The 17,631-nt window shown below is 72.4% G+C and carries 14 protein-coding genes; 5 read left to right on the top strand and 9 right to left on the bottom strand.

The features are described from left to right. Positions 1 to 147 precede the first annotated feature (147 nt). A complete protein-coding gene (locus tag VFV21_RS01480) occupies positions 148 to 1,764 on the top strand; it encodes an HD domain-containing phosphohydrolase (protein ID WP_329667773.1) in 1,617 nt (538 codons plus the stop codon). Here VFV21_RS01480 and VFV21_RS01475 read toward each other — a convergent pair. From VFV21_RS01475 to VFV21_RS01435, 9 genes are all read right to left on the bottom strand, one after another. Continuing rightward, positions 1,761 to 3,554, bottom strand: coding sequence for a carboxypeptidase regulatory-like domain-containing protein (locus VFV21_RS01475; RefSeq protein ID WP_329667772.1), 1,794 nt, complete (start codon positions 3,552 to 3,554; stop codon positions 1,761 to 1,763). The genes VFV21_RS01480 and VFV21_RS01475 overlap by 4 nt on opposite strands. Continuing rightward, positions 3,551 to 5,671, bottom strand: coding sequence for a hypothetical protein (locus tag VFV21_RS01470; protein WP_329667771.1), 2,121 nt, complete (start codon positions 5,669 to 5,671; stop codon positions 3,551 to 3,553). The genes VFV21_RS01475 and VFV21_RS01470 overlap by 4 nt, the downstream gene beginning before the upstream one ends. Then, on the bottom strand, positions 5,668 to 6,828 hold the full coding sequence (locus tag VFV21_RS01465; RefSeq protein WP_329667770.1) for a BatA domain-containing protein: 1,161 nt from the start codon (positions 6,826 to 6,828) through the stop codon (positions 5,668 to 5,670). Before VFV21_RS01465 ends, VFV21_RS01470 begins: the two co-directional genes overlap by 4 nt. Beyond that, the gene (locus VFV21_RS01460; protein WP_329667769.1) at positions 6,825 to 7,721 is read right to left on the bottom strand and encodes a DUF58 domain-containing protein; all 897 of its coding nucleotides are present in this window, start codon (positions 7,719 to 7,721) and stop codon (positions 6,825 to 6,827) included. The genes VFV21_RS01465 and VFV21_RS01460 overlap by 4 nt, the downstream gene beginning before the upstream one ends. 8 nt (positions 7,722 to 7,729) lie before the next feature. Next, positions 7,730 to 8,725: an AAA family ATPase gene (locus VFV21_RS01455; RefSeq protein WP_034210059.1), complete on the bottom strand. Its 996-nt coding sequence runs from the start codon at positions 8,723 to 8,725 to the stop codon at positions 7,730 to 7,732. 111 nt (positions 8,726 to 8,836) lie between these two features. Continuing rightward, positions 8,837 to 9,541, bottom strand: a complete 705-nt coding sequence (locus VFV21_RS01450; protein ID WP_329667768.1) for a DUF4159 domain-containing protein — start codon at positions 9,539 to 9,541, stop codon at positions 8,837 to 8,839. 111 nt (positions 9,542 to 9,652) lie between these two features. Beyond that, on the bottom strand, positions 9,653 to 10,987 hold the full coding sequence (locus tag VFV21_RS01445; protein WP_329667767.1) for a TldD/PmbA family protein: 1,335 nt from the start codon (positions 10,985 to 10,987) through the stop codon (positions 9,653 to 9,655). Between the two features lie 19 nt (positions 10,988 to 11,006). After that, the gene (locus tag VFV21_RS01440) at positions 11,007 to 12,635 is read right to left on the bottom strand and encodes a TldD/PmbA family protein (RefSeq protein ID WP_329667766.1); all 1,629 of its coding nucleotides are present in this window, start codon (positions 12,633 to 12,635) and stop codon (positions 11,007 to 11,009) included. A gap of 115 nt (positions 12,636 to 12,750) precedes the next feature. Continuing rightward, on the bottom strand, positions 12,751 to 14,097 hold the full coding sequence (locus tag VFV21_RS01435) for a hypothetical protein (protein WP_329667765.1): 1,347 nt from the start codon (positions 14,095 to 14,097) through the stop codon (positions 12,751 to 12,753). Between the two features lie 106 nt (positions 14,098 to 14,203). Here VFV21_RS01435 and VFV21_RS01430 point away from each other — a divergent pair, with 106 nt between their 5' ends. From VFV21_RS01430 to VFV21_RS01415, 4 genes are all read left to right on the top strand, one after another. Further along, the gene (locus VFV21_RS01430) at positions 14,204 to 15,031 is read left to right on the top strand and encodes a DUF3014 domain-containing protein (RefSeq protein WP_329667764.1); all 828 of its coding nucleotides are present in this window, start codon (positions 14,204 to 14,206) and stop codon (positions 15,029 to 15,031) included. A gap of 61 nt (positions 15,032 to 15,092) precedes the next feature. Continuing rightward, on the top strand, positions 15,093 to 15,875 hold the full coding sequence (locus VFV21_RS01425; RefSeq protein ID WP_329667763.1) for a YiiX/YebB-like N1pC/P60 family cysteine hydrolase: 783 nt from the start codon (positions 15,093 to 15,095) through the stop codon (positions 15,873 to 15,875). 127 nt (positions 15,876 to 16,002) lie between these two features. Then, complete coding sequence (locus VFV21_RS01420) at positions 16,003 to 16,455, top strand: hypothetical protein (RefSeq protein ID WP_329667762.1); 453 nt, start codon at positions 16,003 to 16,005, stop codon at positions 16,453 to 16,455. A gap of 7 nt (positions 16,456 to 16,462) precedes the next feature. Continuing rightward, positions 16,463 to 17,590, top strand: coding sequence for a GGDEF domain-containing protein (locus tag VFV21_RS01415; protein WP_329667761.1), 1,128 nt, complete (start codon positions 16,463 to 16,465; stop codon positions 17,588 to 17,590). Positions 17,591 to 17,631 lie beyond the last annotated feature (41 nt).

The following is a 17,631-nucleotide window of genomic DNA, read 5'->3' as shown; positions in this document are numbered from 1 at the left end:
CGGTCCGCCGGCAACGACGCGGGACGACCGCCTGCAACGGCGGCCCGGCGTTCCGGCCGCGGCGGCACGGGCGCGGGTCGCCGGACGCGGATTGCGCGCCCCCGCGTTTGGCGTCATGTTGGCGGCGGGCCCACCGCCGCCGCCGCCATGACCCGCGAAGCCGACATCCTCAGCCGCCTCGAGACGCTCAACGCCATCGGCGTGGCGCTGTCGCACGAACGCGACCTGCCGACCCTGCTCGAGCGCATCCTCGAGACCGCGCGCGAGTTCGCCCACGCCGACGGCGGCACGCTCTATCGCGTCAGCGGCGACACCCTGGTGTTCGAAGTGCTGCGCAACGGCACGCTCGGCTACTTCATGGGCGGCCGCCACGGTGCGCCGATCGATTTCCCGCCGATCGCCATGCATGACGCCACCGGCGCCGGCCGCCACGACATGGTGGCGGTGCACGCGGCGCTGACCGGCACCACCGTCAACGTCCCCGACGCCTACGCGGCAGAGGGCTACGATTTCAGCGGCACCCGCGCCTTCGACGCCCGCACCGGCTACCGCTCGAAGTCCTTCCTCACCGTGCCGATGAAGGACCACGACGGCAAGGTGATCGGCGTGCTGCAGCTGATCAACTCGCGCAACGCCACCGGCGAGGTGGATGCCTTCAGCCAGGCCGAGCAGCAGCTGGTGGAATCGCTGGCCTCGCAGGCCGCGATCGCGTTGAACAACCGGATCCTGGTCGACCAGCTCGAGACGCTGTTCGAGGCGCTGATCAACCTGGTCAACACCGCCATCGACGAGAAGTCGCCCTACACCGGCGGCCACTGCGAGCGCGTGCCGGTGCTGACCAACCTGCTGGCCGAGGCCGTGGCGCGCACGAAGGCCGGGCCGCTGGCCGATTTCGACATGAGCGAGGCCGACCGCTACGAGCTCAAGATCGCCGGCCTGCTGCACGACTGCGGCAAGATCACCACGCCGGTGCACGTGGTGGATAAGGCCACCAAGCTGCAGACGCTGTTCGACCGCATCGCGCTGATCGACACGCGCTTCGAGGTGCTCAAGCGCGACGCCCAGATCGCCCACCTCAACGGCGAGCTCGATACGGCCACCTACACCGAGCGGCTGGCCCAGCTCGACGCCGACCGCGAGATCGTGCGCGCCGCCAACACCGGCGGCGAGTTCATGGACGACGCGCGGGTGGCGGCCATCCAGCGCATCGCCGCGCACCGCTGGCGCGGCCCCGATGGCGCCGAGCAGCCCTTCCTGAGCGAGGACGAAGTCGAGAACCTCACCATCCGCCGCGGCACCCTCACCGCCGCCGAGCGCGGGATCATCAACCACCACATCGTGATGACCATCCGCCTGCTGGAAGCGCTGCCCTGGCCGGCGCACCTGCGCAACGTGCCCGAGTACGCCGGCGGCCACCACGAACGCATGGACGGCAAGGGCTACCCGCGCGGCCTGACGCGCGAACAGATGAGCGTGCAGGCGCGGGTGATGGGCATCGCCGACATCTTCGAGGCACTGACCGCCAGCGACCGGCCGTACAAACCCGGCAAGACGCTGTCGGAATCACTGGCGATCCTGGGCCGGATGAAGCTCGACCACCACGTGGATCCGGACCTGTTCGAGGTCTTCCTGCGCGAGCGCGTGTACCTCGACTATGCGCGCCGCTTCCTGGCGCCGGAGCAGGTGGACGCCATCGACTGGACGCGCATCCCGGGTGTGTCGCCGGAGCTTGCGGCCGAGCTTTCGGCGGACGCGCGCGGCTAGCCGACGCCGTTCGGCGGGGCGCGGCCGCGCCGCGAACGCTCGAACCACCAGAGCCCGCCGGCCAGCAGCAGCCACGCCAGCACCCATGGCCAGCGCGGTCCGGGCACCGGCGCGGGGGTGCTTTCCCCGGCGGCGGCGCGGCCGGCCAGCGCGGCGGTTTCCTGCTGGCGCTGCGCGGCATGCAGGCCCGGGGCCTCGGCCGGCGCGCGCACCAGGAAGGCCTGCTCGCGCTCGCCGTCGCGGCGCAGGTGCCAGCCGGCGCGCGTTGGCCAGAACGCGGCGCAGGCCGCGGCGCCGGTGGCGGGGTCGGGCGCCAGCGCGATGGTCTCGCCCGCGGGGTCGATCAATCGCGTGTCGTCGGTCACGCCGCAAAGCGCGCTGCGCTCCTCCGTCCAGGCCTGCGCCGGCACCGCCATCGCGGGCTCGCCGCGCGCGCGGGCGAGCGTGCCGAAGGCCTGCGACCAGAGGCTGCCGTAGGCGGCCTGCCGTCCCGCCAGCGCCAGGCGGAAGGTGTCGGACAGCGTCCACAGCGCGATCCGGCCGCGGCCCTCGGGACGCCACAGCCCCACGACTTCGCCCTGGTCGCCGGTGGCCAGCGGCGCGCCGTCGGCAGCGGCCAGCTGCAGCGGGCGGCGCGACAGCAGCGGGGCGGCGTCGGTGGCGCGCGCTTCGGCATCGTCGGTGCCGGGCGTGGCGGCGTCGGCCTGCGCGGTGCCGGGCAGGCGCAGGCCGCGCGGCACGTCCGCGGGCGTCACGGTGAAACCCCAGTCGGCCAGCACGCGTCGTTCGGCGGCGTTGGGATCGTCGCCGAGCCGCAGCATCAGGCCGAGCCCGTCGCGCACCGCGTCGCGCAGCGTGGCCTGGCCGCCGGCGCCGAGCGCGCGCCAGGCGCGTTCGTCGATCACCACCAGGTCGAGTTCGGCCAGGCGCGCGGCCGTCAGCGCGGCGCGGTCGTCACCCAGCACGATGCCGGCGCCGAGCCGGAGCTGGCTGCCGAGCGCGAGGCCGCCATCGAGCGCCCAGCGGCGCAGGTACTTGAGCTCCGGGCTGGCGCCGCCCGCCAGCACGAGCACGCGCAGCGGAGCGCCCTCGGTCGCGCGCAGTGGCAGCGCGATGCCGCCGGCGTCGTCATCGTCGCCCTCGCGGCGCCACTGCAGGCGGTAGTCGGCCGCGCCTGCCGGTCCGGCCACGCCGGTGAGCCGGAAGCCGCCGGCCGCATCGAGCGCGGCGCGATCGATGCGTTCGCCCGCGGGATCGAGCAGCTCGACTTCGCCGCCGGCATGCCCGGTGATCCGGCCCGCGAGTTCGAAGCGGCGTCCGCGCACGATCGTGTCCGGCCGCGACAGCGCGACCAGCGTTTCCGGCAGCGGCGCCGGCACGAACCCGAAGCCGAGGCCGCGGGCGGCATCGCGGTCGCGCGCGGCCAGGCCGTGGCCGAGCACGCGCACGGGCCGCGCGTCGGGATGGCGGCGCAGCGCGGTGCCGAGGTCGGGCACGGGCTCGGCGCCTTCGAACGCGGGCGCGCCCGGCAGCGACAGCACGCGGTCCCCGGGCGCGGATTCCAGCGCATCCGTGTCGGCGCCTTCGGTGAGCAGCACCAGCGCGCCCGACCGGCCCGGCTGCGAAGGCGGCACCAGCACGCACCAAAGCAGCGCGGCCAGCGCGATTTGGCCGGCCCCCAGCAGCGCGCGGCGCCACGTGCGTTCGCCGCGGCTGGAAATCGCGACGCGCAGCATCGCCACCGCGGTGATCGCGGCCAGCGCCCACGCCATCAGCGCGAGCTCGTTCATGGCGAGGCCTCGGTGCGCAGCGCGTCGAGATACGCCTGGCCGCGTTCGCCGGGCCGCGGCCGGGCCGGGGTCATCGCGGCGTCGCGCGGCAGCAGTGGCCACAGCCGGGCGCGCAGCGCGGCGCGGCAGTCCGTGCAGGCGGGATCGCGGCGCAGCGCATCGATCGCCGCCACCAGCGACAGCGGGTCGTCCACGCGCGCTTCGTTCGCGCGCAGCCAGTCGGCGAAGGCCTCCAGCGCCGGTTCGCCGCCGTCGGGCCCCGCCAGCGCCTGCCACAGCGGCAGCGCCGGGTTCTCGCCGGCGTCCCGCGGCGCCAGGCCGGTGGTGCGGGACGCGATGCCCTTGCGGTCGCCGGTCATGCGTCGCGCCTCGTCGATCGGCGGCAGCTCCAGGCCCGTGCGCGCCAGGTAGATGCGCGAGGCCTGCTGCACCTGCTTGATGAAGCCCAGCGCGCGGTACGCATGCGGCAGCGCCGCGGCGGGGTCGCCCTGGCGCAGGCCGCCTTCGGAGAGCCACATCGCGTCGAGCGCCTGCTTGAGCAGGGCGCGGGTCTCGGGGTCGAGCAGGGTCGCGGCCTCGGCTTCGTCGTGGGTGTGGCCGTAGAGTTCGAGCATGCTGTCGCCGCCGGGCGGCGTGGGCGCGGCCGGGGGCTCGGACGCGTGGTCGTGGCCGTCGCCTTCCGCGTGTTCGCCGTCCTCGTAGCCGGGCGGCGGTTCGGGCTCGCCTTCGCTCTCTTCGCCCAGGAACTGGCCGTAGCGCAGGCGCAGCAGGCGCTGGTCCACGCCGAGGTTGTTCGAGCGCAGCATGAACTCGTCCGCCGTCAGCCGCGGGCGATCGGCCAGCAGCGCCTCGGCGTCGATGATGATCTGGCGCTGGCTGCGGAAGTAGGCCGGCAGCGCTTTCTTCACCAGGCCCTCCATGCCGGTCGATTCGGCGCTGGGCGGCAGCGGCCAGCGCAGGATGAAGCTGGCGCTGCGGCTTTGCTGCGGCGACGGCGCGCGATTGTCGGCCACCACCAGGCGCACGATCAGGTCGTCGCCTTCGGCCAGGCCGAGGCGGGCGAGGTCGAGCGTGTGGGTGTAGCGGCGCAGGCGGGCGTCGCCTTCGCCGCGCAGCACGCGGGTCTGTTCCGTCACCGTGACCTGTTCGCCGCTGCCTTGCGCCAGCGTGATCTCGAGGCGCGCGGGGCCGAGGCCGTGGTCGTCGCTGGCCTCGAAGTCCAGCGCCCACTGGCGCTGGCCCGGCGTGGCCAGCGTGAGGCTGCGCTCGGGCGCCACCGCGCGGATCTGCGGCGGCTGGTCGGGAATCGCATCGAGCCGGTGCAGCGCGTCGTCGCGCAGCGGCAGCGGGCCGGCGGGGACGATGCGGTAGAGCGTGGACTTCGACAGCGTGCGGGTGGCGGTCCAGTCCTCGCCCTCGCGGGTGAGCGGCAGGCGCTGGCCGTCGTGGAACACGAGCTCGACCGCCTCGGGCTGCGGTGCGAAGCGCAGTGTCCAGCGCAGGCGCGAGTCTTGCGCGAACTTGCCCGACAGCTCCGGCTGCGTGCCCGCAGCGAGCCCGGTGTAGGCGGGCGGCTCGGCGTGCAGCCGGGCGGTCTCGACCACCAGGTCGGTGGCCGCCGCCGCCGTCGGGGCCGGCGTCGGCGAAGGGCGCTGTGGCAGCGTGATCGTGATGCCCTGCGGGAACAGCCAGATGGTGGCTGCGGTCAGCGTGCCGAAGACGATCCAGATCGCCAGCAGCGAGCGCAGCGGCCAGGCCGCGCGCAGGTCGGCCGGTCTGCAGGCCAGCCGGTCGAGCAGGCGCTGGCGCTGGAGCTGCTGCAGCGGACCCAGCGACCCAGGCGCCGCGAACAGCAGGTCTGCGCTGTCCTCGAGGTCCGGGCGCGCGTCGAGGCGTCGGACCAGGCCGCGCAGGTCGCGACCCGGTCGCTTCAACCAAGCCACCAGGGCCGTGATCGCGATCACCACGCCCGCCTGCAGCAGCGCAGCGGGCGAGCGGTCAGTCGCGAGCGATGCCGCCACGTAGCCCAGCACCGGCAGGGCGAACGCCGCGACGATCGCGGCGTGCCGTCGGCGCGCGACGGCGAGGGCGCGCTGGATCGGAAGGGCGGGCGTCATGCCTGCACCCCGCGCCGGCCGGTGGCCAGCCAGCGTTCGAGAGCGAACAGCGCGAGCAGCAGCCACAGCAGCGGCGTCGTCAGTTCGCGCGGGGTTTCGGGGAAGCCCGGGCCGCCGGGCCGCGGCGCGTAGGCCGCGGCCACCGCGCGCTGCGGGGCGGGCGGCGGCGCCTGCAGTAGGTTGCGCACGGTGTCGGGGAATCCGGGCTCGAGCAATTCGGGCAGCGACGCGGGCGACAGCGGCACCGCCAGCTGCAGCACCAGGCCCTGGCCGAGCGCGGCGCGGCGGGCGCGCGGTTCGCCGCTGGCGTCGTGCCACGCGGGTTGGCCATCCTCCGGCAGCGGCCATTCGGCGTCGGCGCTTATCAGTGCGCGCCCGCCGCCTTCGATCCAGGTGCGGATGGCCGGTGGCAGCGGGCCGGGTGCCAGCCACGCGAGGTGGCGCGTGTCGTCCGCCAGCGCGGCGTCGGCGGCTGCGATGTCCGGCGCGATGTCGGGCGCGGTCGCGGCGTCCGGCGACCACGCGAGCGCGGCGGCGCCCAGGTAGCGCAGGCCGGGCGTGTCGTCGCCGCCGTGGCGCACGGCCAGCTTGAACGGCGGATCGGCCGCGCGCTTGGCTTCCGCCGGCGCTCCTGCTACCACGCGCCAGTCGACGCGGCGCGAGAGGCGCACGGGTTCGCCGTCGGCGCCGTCGAAGCGTTCGGTGGCCAGCACCGTGATCGCGGTGCCGGCGGGCAGCGTGGCATCCAGTTCGCGCAGCAGGCTGGCGCTGGCCACCGGCGGCGACGGCGGCGCGTCGGTGAGCGGCGGGAACCCGGGGGCGAGCCAGCGCCGTTCGGCGTCATCCGGCAGCGTGGGCATCTGCGCGGTGTCGGCGCCGGGCATCACCACCAGCCACGGCACGCCGGCGCCGGCGCCGTGCAGCACGGGCCGGGCCAGCAGCAGCGCCAGCCCGGCGACCAGCAGCAGGCGCAGCGCCAGCAACAGCCACTCTTCGAACCGCAGCTTCTGCCGCGGCTTCAGGCGCGCGGCCAGCCAGCGCAGGGCGGCGAAGGCGGTGGGCTTCTGCTCATCGCGGCGGGCCAGGTGCACCAGCAGCGGCAGCGCCAGCGCCGCCAGCGCCCAGAGTCCGGCCGGTGCCAGCAGGCCGAGGCTCATGCGCGCTCCGAGGCGAGTGGCGCGAACAGGCGGCGCAGCGGCTGGTCCAATGGCTCGTCGAGGAAGTACTCGACCCGGCGCACACCCGCGCCGGCCAGCCTCGCGCCGAGGGCCGCGCGCGCGGCGGCGAAGCGGCGCAGGAAATCGTCGCGCGCCGCGGCGCCGTCGCTCAGCACCTCGTCGCCGGTCTCGGGGTCGCGGAAACGATGGCCGCCGCGGAAGGGGAAGTCGCGCTCTTCGGCGGTCAGCAGCTGCACGTTGAGGACCTCGCGCCGCGCGGCCGCCAGCTTCTCCGACAGCGCGACCACGGCTTCGTCGAAGTCATCGCTGAGCACGACCACCAGCTGGCCGGCGAGCGCGCGCTCCCACAGCGGCCGCAGCTTCATCGCGTCCGGCCACGCGCCAGTGGCCCGCGCGGCCTGCAGCTCCATCAGGCAGCGGTCGCGCTGCCGCGGCCCGGCGCCGGCCGGCACCAGCCGCAGTCCGTCGCCGCCGATGATCGCGAGGCCGAAGGCATCGCCCTGCCGCAACGCCAGCTCGAACACGCAGGCGGCCAGCGCGCGCGCGGCGTCGAGCCGCGTCCAGCCCGGGCGCGCGGCGTCGCCCTGGCCCATCGAGGCGCTGGCGTCGACCACCACCCACGCGGTCAGCGGGCTGTCGCGCTCGGCCTCGCGCACGAAGAACTTGTCCGAGCGCGCGTACAGCTTCCAGTCGATCTGCCGCAGCTCGTCGCCGGGCTCGTAGGCGCGGTACTGCGCGAACTCCAGCCCGGCGCCGCGGCTGCGGCTGGGGTGCTGCCCGAAGCCATGCCCGCCCACGGCCCGGCGCCCCGCGAGGCGCAGGTCCTTGAGCCGCGCGCGCACCGCGGCGGGAATGAAATCGGGGCCGGCCACGCCGTGGCTCAGCCGCCCAGCGGCACGCTGCGCAGCAGCGAGGCGACGACGTCGTCCGCCGACTTCTGTTCGGCCTCGGCGGCGAAGGACAGCAGCAGCCGGTGGCGCAGCACGGGTGCGGCCAGCGCGACGACGTCCTCGCGGGTGGCGGCGAAGCGGCCGTGCAGCAGCGCCCGCGCCTTCGCGGCCAGCACCAGCGACTGCCCGGCGCGCGGGCCCGCGCCCCACTTCACCCAGTTCATCACGTCGGCCGAGGCACCCGGCAGCGGCCGGCTGGCGCGCACCAGGCGCGTGATCCAGTCCAGCAGGTCGGCGCCCAGGTGCACCTCGCGCACGCGCGCCTGCAGCGCCAGCACGTCGTCGCCGTGCATCACCTGCGGCACCTTCGCGGTCTTGCTGCCGGTGGTCTGCTCGATGATGTCGCGCTCCTCGGCCTCGCTCGGGTAGTCCACCCGCACGTGCAGCAGGAAGCGGTCGAGCTGGGCTTCCGGCAGCGGATAGGTGCCGGCCTGCTCGAGCGGGTTCTGCGTAGCCAGCACGAAGAACGGCGCCGGCAGCACGTGGGTGACGCCCGCGTAGCTGACGGTCTTCTCCTGCATCGCCTCGAGCAGCGCGGCCTGGGTCTTGGGCGGCGTGCGGTTGAGCTCGTCGGCCAGCAGCAGGTTGGTGAACACCGGGCCGGGCTGGAACTTGAAGTGGCGGTGGCCGGTGCCGTGGTCCTCCTCGAGGATCTCGGTGCCCAGGATGTCGCTGGGCATCAGGTCGGGCGTGAACTGCACGCGCCGGAACTGCAGGTCCAGCGCCTGGCCCAGCGTGCGCACCAGCAGGGTCTTGCCCAAGCCCGGCACGCCCTCGAGCAGGCAGTGGCCGCCGGCGAGCAGGCCGATCAGCAGCTGCTCGACGACGTCCTCCTGGCCGACGATGGCCTGGGCGATGGCGGCGCGGAGCGGGGCGATGCGGGCCAGCTGGCTTTGGAGATCGGCTTCGGGGGAGGGCGTGGTCATCTGGAGTCCGTGGATCCTTGGAATGAGGAGTTAGTGATTAGGAGGTAGGAGATAGTTAAAGCCGGAGCAGGATCCCGCTCTCATTATCTCCTACCTCCTAATCACTACCTCCTAGTTGGTAAGCGCATACATCACGATATTCACCGCAAACTTCGTGTTGTCTTCCGCCAGCCAGCGCTTGTTCCGCCAGTCATAGTCCCACTCGCAGCCGTAATCCTTGTTGCTGTAGAGCACGCCCAGCCGGCCATCGATGCTGATGCCCTTGAGGTAGTCGTGCACGATGTCGTCGCCCCAGCCGTTGAGCTCGAAGCTGGTGGTGGGCGGTCCGTCGAAGGTGAAGAAGCTGGAGTACACCGGGTGCCGCGGCGGCAGCTTCCGAAGCGCCTGCGGGCCGAAGATCGACGCCATCTCGTCCTCGAAGGACTTCGCGAACAGCCCGTCGATGTCGTGGTTGCAGTCGTCCACGAACACGAAGCCGCCGCTGCGCACGTAGCGCTCGAAGTTGCGGCGCTCGTCCGGGTTGAACTCCACCAGCTTGTGCCCCGACAAGTAGCAAAAGGGCGCGGTGAGCATGCGCGGGTCCGACAGCGCCAGCACGTGCTCCTTCGGGTCCACCCGCAGCGGGGTGTACTCGATCAGCGAGGTGATTAGGTTGGCGGGCATGCGCTGGTCGACGTCCCAGTCGCCCGAGTCGTACATCAGTCGCGTGAACCAGAAGTCGTAGTCGGCGCCGGACTGCGCCATCAGACTGCGCGGGAGCAGGGCCTGGGCGGCGAGGGTGGTGGCGAGGGTGGCGAGGAAGTGGCGGCGGTTCATGGGGACGGGGCGTCCCCCTCTCCCCAACCCCTCTCCCCCAAGGGGAGAGGGGCTTCAGGCTCCCTCTCCCCTTGGGGGAGAGGGCTGGGGAGAGGGAGCTTTTCTTTCAACTCAAACCGCGTCGGACAGCGACGTGAACGTAAAGTCCCGCAGCTTCATCGGCGGGATCATCATCACGAACGGCGACTCGTCCGCACCCAGGCGCACCGGCTTGCCGAGCTCCTCGATGTTGTTGAGCATGATCACCGGCGACTCGTTGAAGCGGAAGTTCTTCACCGGGTGCTTGATCTCGCCGTTCTCGATGTAGAAGGTGCCGTCGCGGGTCAGGCCGGTCAGCAGCACCGTCTGCGGGTCCACCATGCGGATGTACCAGGTGCGGGTGACCAGGATGCCCTTCTGGGTGCCCTTCACCAGCTCGGCGGTGGACTTGTCGCCGCCCGACATCAGCAGGTTGCCCGGGGTCGCCACGGCCCTCTTGCCCTGCTTCTGCGCCCAGTAGCGCGAGTACTGCAGGTTGGCGATCTTGCCGTCCTTGATGATGTCCATCGCTTCGCGCGGCAGGCCCAGCTCGTCCCAGGGCAGCACCGGCGCATCGGCGTCCCAGGGGTCGGCGCGCAGGTTCACGCGCGGGTCGTAGACCTGCTCGCCGAGCTTGGTGCCGCCGCCCTTCTTGGACAGGAAGCTGCGGCCTTCGTCGGCCTGGCGGGCGTCGAAGAAGAACATCATGAAGCTGATCAGGCCCGCGGCCGCGGCCGGCTCCAGGATCACGGTGTACTTGCCCGGCTCGAGCGCCTTGGCGTCGGCCGAATCACGCGCCTTCTGGATCGCGACCTGGATGTCGTCGCTGGCCTTGAACTGGCTGACGTCGCCGAGGTTGCGCGAGACCCAGCCCGAACCGCGGCCGTCCTCGGTGCGCACCGTGCAGGTGTAGTTGAGGTTGGTGGCCTTCTGGTAGCCGAAGTTGCCCTTGTTGTTGGCGAAGGCGAAGAAGCTCTGGCCATCGCTGAGGAAGCCGGCGGCGATGAGCTTGTTTTCCTTGCAGGGCGTGATCGAGTCGGCGGCGACCTGGGCGCGCAGCTCCGGCGTGATGGCGGCGGTGGCGGCGTCGAAGGTCGGGCTGGGCCGGTAGACCTGCTTCTCCAGCGCCGGCATGTACTCCTCGTTCTCCGGGGCCAGGCGCGCCAGGTCCTCGGCCCGGCGCACCACGCGCTCGAGCGCGGCGTCGTCGAACTCGTTGATGGTGGCGATGCCCTCGCGCTTGCCGAAGGCGCACTGCACGGCCAGCTGGATGTCGCTGACGATGCCGCTGGTGGAGACGTTGTTCAGGGCGAATCGGATGTTGCCGTTGATCGAACCGGTCAGGGTCGCGGTGCAGTCGTCGGCGACCGACAGCTTGATGACCTTGTCCAGGATGGCCTTGGCCTGTTCTTCGGTGAAGATGCTCATGTCTTGGGCTCCTGGCCGGTCAGCCGATGTTGCGGGCGGTGTTGATGACGTTCATGCCGTCGAAGCGGGCCGTGCTGGAACCATGCGACACCGCCGAGACCTGGCCGGGCTGGCCCTTGCCGTCGAAGAAGCTGCCGCCGAGGCGGTAGTCGGACTCGTCGCAGATGGCCGAGCAGGCGTTCCAGAATTCCGGCGTGCGGATCTGGTAGGCCACGTCCTCGATCATGCCGGCGATGGCGCCGTCCTTGATCTCGTAGAACAGCTGGCCGCCGAACTGGGCGTTGTAGCGCTGCTGGTCGATCGAGAACGAGCCGTCGCCGATGATGTAGATGCCCTTCTCGACGTCCTTGATCATGTCGGCGACCGAGAGCTTTTCCTTGCCCGGCGCCAGCGACACGTTGGCCATGCGCTGGAACTGCACGCTGGACCAGGAGTCGGCGTAGCAGCAGCCGTGCGATTCCTTCTCGCCGATGATGTGGGCCTGGTCGCGGATGGCCTGGTAGTTGACCAGGATGCCGTCCTTCACCAGGTCCCACTGCTTGGTCTTGACGCCCTCGTCGTCGTAGGCGACGCCGCCCAGGCTGCCTTCCTGGATCTTGTCGGCGAACAGGTTCACGCGCTCGTTGCCGTAGCGGAAGCCCTGCTCGCGCTTGTCGAGCGTGGCGAAGCTGGTGCCGGCGTAGTTGGCCTCGTAGCCCAGCACGCGGTCGAGCTCGAGCGGGTGGCCGACGTTCTCGTGGATGGTCAGCCACAGGTGCGAGGGGTCGAGCACCAGGTCGTACTTGCCCGGCTTCACCGACGGGGCGGTGAGCTTCTCGCGCGCCTGCTTGGCGGCGGCGACGGCGTCCTCGACCATGTCGTAGGACTTGCCGTAGTTCACCACGCCGTTGGGCGAGACGTACTTCTGCGAGGCGTCGCCGTCGAGGTATTCGTAGCCCATGCCCATCGGCGCCGACAGGCCGTCGCGGGTGCGGAACTTGCCGCTGGCCTTGTCGATGGCGGTCACGGTGAACGGCGCCCAGATGCGGTGCACGTCCTGGTCGATGTAGCTGCCGTCGGTGGAGGCGAAGTACTTTTGCTCGTTCACCAGGAACAGCGTGGAGTTGACGAAGTCGGCGCCGGCCTTGATCGCGGCGGCGTTCACGCTCAGCAGCAGGTCGACCTTGTCCTTGAGCGGCACGGCCATGGCGTTCTTCTTCACCGGGGCCTTCCAGCTCACTTCGCCGACACCGGTGACCTTGGCCAGCTGCACCGGCGCGGTCTGGAAGCGCGAATTGGCCTTGGCGATGGCGGTGGCCTGGCGGGCGGCCTCGGCGACCGCGGCGACGCCGAGGTCGCGGGTGGCGGCGAAGCCCCAGGCGCCGTTGGCGATCACGCGGATGCCGACGCCGGTGGATTCGGTGTTCACCACGTTCTGGACCTTGTCCTCGCGGGTGATCACGAACTGCTGCAGGTAGCGGCCCACGCGCACGTCGCAGTAGCTGGCGCCGGCGGCGGTGGCGGCGTTGAGCGCGGCGTCGGCGATCGCCTTCTTGAGCGCGACGTCGAGGCCGGACACCAGCTCCTGGGCGGCGATGGAGCGGCTGTAGGGAAGCATCAGGCCGGCAAGGCCGACGCCCGAGATGGTCAGGAAGTCGCGTCTGTGCATCGTGTCACTCCAGCGAAGGGACCGGGCCGCGCGCCGGCGTGACCGGGGCGGCTGCGAGAGGAATTGCCTTCCGACTGTGGCGAATGCGCTCCGGGGCGGTCAAGTGACCAATGGCCTAGTCCTGGTTGCGGCCGGGCAAGGTTTTCCGGGGCGCCTTGGGCGCGTGAAGATAGCGGTCGGGCATCGGTGCCGCCGCTTCGCTGCAGGCGCTGGTGCCGGCGCTGCAGACGCGCCACGGCGTGCCCCGCGGACGCGGCTTGGCGGTGAAGGCGCCGGTGTTGTCGACCGTGGCCACCAGTTCGGTGCCGGCGTGGATGTCCACGCGTTCGGCGCCGCCCTGCCAGGCCAATGACGTGAGCTCGCGCCGGCCGGACCCGACGCGCAGGGTGCGCGCGACCAGGCCGTAGGGATCGACCAGCTCGGGATTGCGCACGCAGTCGTAGGTCTCGACGATGCGCGGCCCGGTGTCGAGCACCGCGAAGTCCTGCGCCCGCACCGGCGCCGCCGGCACCGCCTGGTCGAACACGCGCGAGGTGATGCCCAGCGACGCCCAGGTGTGTTCGGTGTAACGGTCGCTCTCGGCGGTCAGCGCGATGTTGCCGCCGTCCGAGAGCACGATGCCGTAGCGCTGCATCGTCCGCAGGATCACCTGCGCCGCCGGCGGATACAGCCCGACCGGGAAATCGGCGCGCAGCCGCAGCCTCGCGCCGTAGGGAATCGTGCCCTCCGGCCCGCTCGGCCCGCCGGCATGGCTGGCCGGCCGCACGTACACCGGGCGGCGCACGCCGCCGACCAGCGTGGTCGCCATGCGCGCGTTGGGCAGGATGAAGCGGATCGCATGGCCGAGGTCGCCGTCGGCCTGCTGCATCGCGGCGTGGACTTCGTCGGCGTTGAACAGCAGCGGCGCGATCGGGAAACCGGCGGCGTCGGCGCTGGTGCAGTGTTCGCCGCGGTTGCTGGCCGGGTAGGTGCGGTCGAGCCGCCACACCGCCAGGCACTGCGCCTGCAGCCCGCCGGTGCCGCTGGCGTTGGCGCGGTAAGCCTCGTACAGGCGCGAGCCCTGGACGACCAGCAAATGGCAGTCGCCGTTGGCGTTGTCGCAGGCCAGGCCGGCCTGGCCCTCGATCGCGGCGTCCGCTGGCACCGGTATCGCGGTGCCGGGCGCCTCGCAGTCGGGCGAGTAGTAGCTGCCCGCCGAGGGGTAGGCGAGGATCGTGCGCAGCGGCGCGTCATCGCCGGCGCGCACCACGTGGAAACTGAAGTCGATCTGCATGCGGCCGTAGCCGAAGCCGCCGAGCCCGACCCAGGTCGCCACCATCGCCGCCGAATCCGGGTGCAGCGGGGCGTCGCGGATGTCCTGGTGCCAGACCGCGCCCGGCGGGAAACGCGGCGGCGGCTCGGCCTGCGCCGCGGCGGCGAGCAGCAGGACCAACGCGGCGAACAGGCGACGGCAGCAGGCCATGGCGGACATTCCCGGCGGCGAGGGCGCCAGCATACGCCTCCGTTCCGGGGAACTTCAGGCCGGGGCGGCCACTCTCAGGCCGGTCTGAACCGCGCGGAGTCCCGGCATGTCCCAGCGTTTCCACTACGGCCCCTGGCTGGCCGCCGCCTTCGTGGCCGCCACCGGCCTGGTCGCCTGGAAGTACTACCCGCGTGACGCCGCGCCTGCGCCGGCCACCGCCACCGCCCCGGCCGCCGCCGTCGCGCCCGTGCTCGACCCTGCGCCCACCGCGGTGCCCGACGCTTACCCGATCGATGCCGTGCCGGTGCTGCCCGACGCCCCGGCCACGCCGCTGCCGCCGCTGGACCAGAGCGACGCGGAGGCCATGGCCGCGCTTGCCGCCGCGGCCGGCGGCGCCGACCTGGGCCCCTTCCTGCGCCTGGAGTTCCTGCTGCCGCGCCTGGTCGCGACCATCGACGCGCTGCCGCGAAGCACCGTCACCCAGAACGTCTACGCGGCCCGGCCCGTCGCCGGCACGCTGGGCGTCGCCACGCGCGACGGCGGCACCTGGCTCGACCCGGCCAACGAAGCCCGCTACCGCGCCGCGGTGGCGCTGTTCGAAGCCGTGGATTCGCGCCAGCTGGTTTCCGCCTACGTCCGCTTCTATCCGCTGCTGCAGCAGGCCTATCGCGACCTGGGCGTGCCGGACCGGCAGTTCAACGACCGGCTGGTCGAGGTGATCGACCACCTGCTCGCCGCGCCGACGCCGCCCGGGCCGCTGGCCCTGGTGCCGGTGCCGGACAAGCCGCGCTGGGCCTTCGCCGACCCGACCCTCGAGGCCGCGTCGGTGGGTCACAAGGCCATGATCCGGCTTGGCCCGGAGCAGGCCGCGCGGGTGAAGGCCAAGCTGCGCGAACTGCGCACGCTGCTGGCGGGCCAGCGTCCCGCCGCCTGACCGGGCCGCGCGCCCGGCGCTTGCGCTAGGCTGGGCGCCGGATCCTCCGGTCGGAGCCGGCATGTCGCCCCTGCAATACCTCGGTCGTCGCCTCGCGGCCTTCCTGGCCCGGCCGCGCGAGCGCAACAGCCACATACCGACCAGCCCGACCGGCCTGCTCGCCGCGACGCTCCGCAAGGGCGACGTGGTGCTGGTGGAGGGCAGCAGCCGCTTCGCCAGCGCCATCAAGTACCTCACCCAGTCGACCTGGTCGCACGCCGCGCTCTACATCGGCGACACCCTCGGCCCGCCGGCCGAGGGCGAGGAGCCGCGGGTGCTGGTGGACGTGGACGTGGTGGACGGCGTACGCACGATCCCGCTGAGCGCCTTTTCGGGTCTTCATACCCGCATCTGCCGGCCGGTCGGCCTGGGCGAGGCCGAGGTGGCGGCGCTGGCCGAGTTCATGCTGTCCCGGAAGGGCATCACCTACGACCTGAAGAACATCCTCGACCTGGCCCGCTATTTCATCCGCACCCCGCCGGTGCCGGGTTCGATGAAGCGCCGGATGCTGTCGTTGGGCAGCGGCGAGCCGACCAAGGCGATCTGCTCGACCCTGCTGGCCCAGGCCTTCGAATCGATCCACTACCCGATCCTGCCGGAAGTGGAGCTGGTGGACGTCGATTCGGCCGGGGCCCGGCGCGCCCGGCGGGAGATCCTTCACATCCGGCATCACAGCCTGTACGCCCCACGGGATTTCGACGTCTCGCCCTTCTTCCAGGTGGTGAAGCCGCGCATCGCCCACGGCTTCGACTACCGCAGCCTGGACCTGCGCCGCCCGCCCGCCGCCGGGCCGCCGGCCGCTTGATTTCGCGCGCCCGGTGGTGGAATTTGCTACGGTGTTGGCGTCGTGCGTTTCGGTGGTTTCCAGTGCTTCCGGCCAGTCCAGGCGCCCCCAGGCGCCATCAACCAAAAGGGTGAAGGAAATGATGGGAATGATGCGTTTCGCGGTCGTGGTCGCCCTGGCCACGATCTTCGCGGGCCTGCCGGCCCTGGCGCAGGAACCGGCGCCGGCCCCGGACATGCAGGCCGCGCTGTGCGCCGACTTCAACGGCGCCGCGGACCCGTCCCCGTACGTCTCGTACATCGAGGGTTTCGCCAGCGCCCGCGGCAGCGAAGACACCGCCGCCGCCCACGTGGCCTCGGTCCGCCAGGCCTGCCAGGCCCAGCCCGATGTCGGCTTCCTGTCGATGGTCGCCGCCACCGCGCCGGCGCCGCTGGCGTCCGCCGGCCCGGGCATGGGCCCGACCTCCTGCACGGCCCCGCCCACCACTACCTGCAGCGGTTGCTCCGTGGGCTGCGATGCCGGCCAACAGGCGGTGTGCCGCGCCGGCCGCGACTTCGGCGCCGTCCGCTGCGCGACGCGCGCCCGCTGCGCCTGCGAATGACCCCCTGATGGCCGCGCCGCAGCCCTTGGCCGGGTGGCGGCTGCGGCAGGTCGTCGCCGACACCTACCAGCTCTCGAAGGTCGGCGGCTTCCTCTACGTTTTCGGCTGGGCCGTGATCGGCTGGCTGGGCAACGTGCTCGACTTCGCCCCGGTCACCGCGCTCGCGGTGGCCGCGGGCTTCCTCCTGCTGGCCGCGCTGCGCGTGGCGATGCGCCCGCCCGACACCGCCAACGAGGACGACGCCCGCCGCTGGCTGCTGCGCTACGCCCTCGTGCTGCCGCTCGCGTCGGTGCTGTGGGCCGGCGTGCAGGCCTGGGTGCTGCTGGATACGCGCTTTGGCGAAGACACCCGGATGGTGTCGCTGATCGCCACCATCGGCTATGCCACCGTGTTCGCCAACATCTACTCGACCGTGCGGCACCTCGCGGCGGTGGGCGTGTGCGTGCTGTTCTTGCCGATGCTGGTGGTGCTCTGGAGCCTGCCCGACGCGCGCGCGCTGGCGGTGGCGATGTCGTTCTACGCGCTCTACCTCGCCGGCGCCGTGGTGCGCAGCCACGCAGAGTACCGGCGCCGGCTGCGGCTGGACGAGGCGCTGCGCGAACAGCGCGACCTCTACGAACACCTCAGCCGCACCGATTCGCTGACCGGCCTCGCCAACCGCCGGCATTTCACCGCCTGCCTGGCCCATGCGGCCGAGCGCGCGCTGCGCGGCGGCGCCGGGTTCACGCTGCTGATCCTGGACATCGACCACTTCAAGCGCGTCAACGACCGCCATGGCCACGCGGTCGGCGACGCCTGCCTGCAGGCGCTGGCCGACCGCCTGCACCGGGCCTTCCCGCCGCCGGCCTGCCTGCTGGCCCGGCTGGGCGGCGAGGAGTTCGGGGTGTTGATCGAAGGGACGCATGCCGACGGCCGCGCGCTGGCCGAGTCGCTGCGCAACGACCTGGCGCAGCATCCGCTGGACTGCGGCCCCGGCGCACGGCTGCCGGTGACGGTGAGCATCGGCGTCGGCCGCTTCGAGCCGGCCCGGCACGGGGATGCGGACGGCCTGTACCGCGCGGTCGACCTCGCGCTGTACTCGGCCAAGGACCAGGGCCGCAACCGCGTGCACGCGCTCGCCGACGAAAGCGCCTGAGCCGCGGCACCGGCTAGAATCGCGGCGTTCCCACGGCGGAG

Origin of the sequence: Arenimonas sp. (assembly GCF_036275555.1) — a bacterium.
In the GTDB taxonomy this organism is placed as follows: domain Bacteria; phylum Pseudomonadota; class Gammaproteobacteria; order Xanthomonadales; family Xanthomonadaceae; genus Arenimonas.
Note: the sequence above shows the minus strand (reverse complement) of the source record. Positions and strands in the feature narration are given on the sequence as shown.

Coding starts and splice junctions, on each gene's coding strand:
- VFV21_RS01480 (WP_329667773.1), top strand. CDS start 148: ATGACCCGCGAAGCCGACATCCTCAGCCGCCTCGAGACGCTCAACGCC.
- VFV21_RS01475 (WP_329667772.1), bottom strand. CDS start 3,554: ATGAACGAGCTCGCGCTGATGGCGTGGGCGCTGGCCGCGATCACCGCG.
- VFV21_RS01470 (WP_329667771.1), bottom strand. CDS start 5,671: ATGACGCCCGCCCTTCCGATCCAGCGCGCCCTCGCCGTCGCGCGCCGA.
- VFV21_RS01465 (WP_329667770.1), bottom strand. CDS start 6,828: ATGAGCCTCGGCCTGCTGGCACCGGCCGGACTCTGGGCGCTGGCGGCG.
- VFV21_RS01455 (WP_034210059.1), bottom strand. CDS start 8,725: ATGACCACGCCCTCCCCCGAAGCCGATCTCCAAAGCCAGCTGGCCCGC.
- VFV21_RS01450 (WP_329667768.1), bottom strand. CDS start 9,541: ATGAACCGCCGCCACTTCCTCGCCACCCTCGCCACCACCCTCGCCGCC.
- VFV21_RS01445 (WP_329667767.1), bottom strand. CDS start 10,987: ATGAGCATCTTCACCGAAGAACAGGCCAAGGCCATCCTGGACAAGGTC.
- VFV21_RS01440 (WP_329667766.1), bottom strand. CDS start 12,635: ATGCACAGACGCGACTTCCTGACCATCTCGGGCGTCGGCCTTGCCGGC.
- VFV21_RS01435 (WP_329667765.1), bottom strand. CDS start 14,097: ATGGCCTGCTGCCGTCGCCTGTTCGCCGCGTTGGTCCTGCTGCTCGCC.
- VFV21_RS01430 (WP_329667764.1), top strand. CDS start 14,204: ATGTCCCAGCGTTTCCACTACGGCCCCTGGCTGGCCGCCGCCTTCGTG.
- VFV21_RS01425 (WP_329667763.1), top strand. CDS start 15,093: ATGTCGCCCCTGCAATACCTCGGTCGTCGCCTCGCGGCCTTCCTGGCC.
- VFV21_RS01420 (WP_329667762.1), top strand. CDS start 16,003: ATGATGCGTTTCGCGGTCGTGGTCGCCCTGGCCACGATCTTCGCGGGC.
- VFV21_RS01415 (WP_329667761.1), top strand. CDS start 16,463: ATGGCCGCGCCGCAGCCCTTGGCCGGGTGGCGGCTGCGGCAGGTCGTC.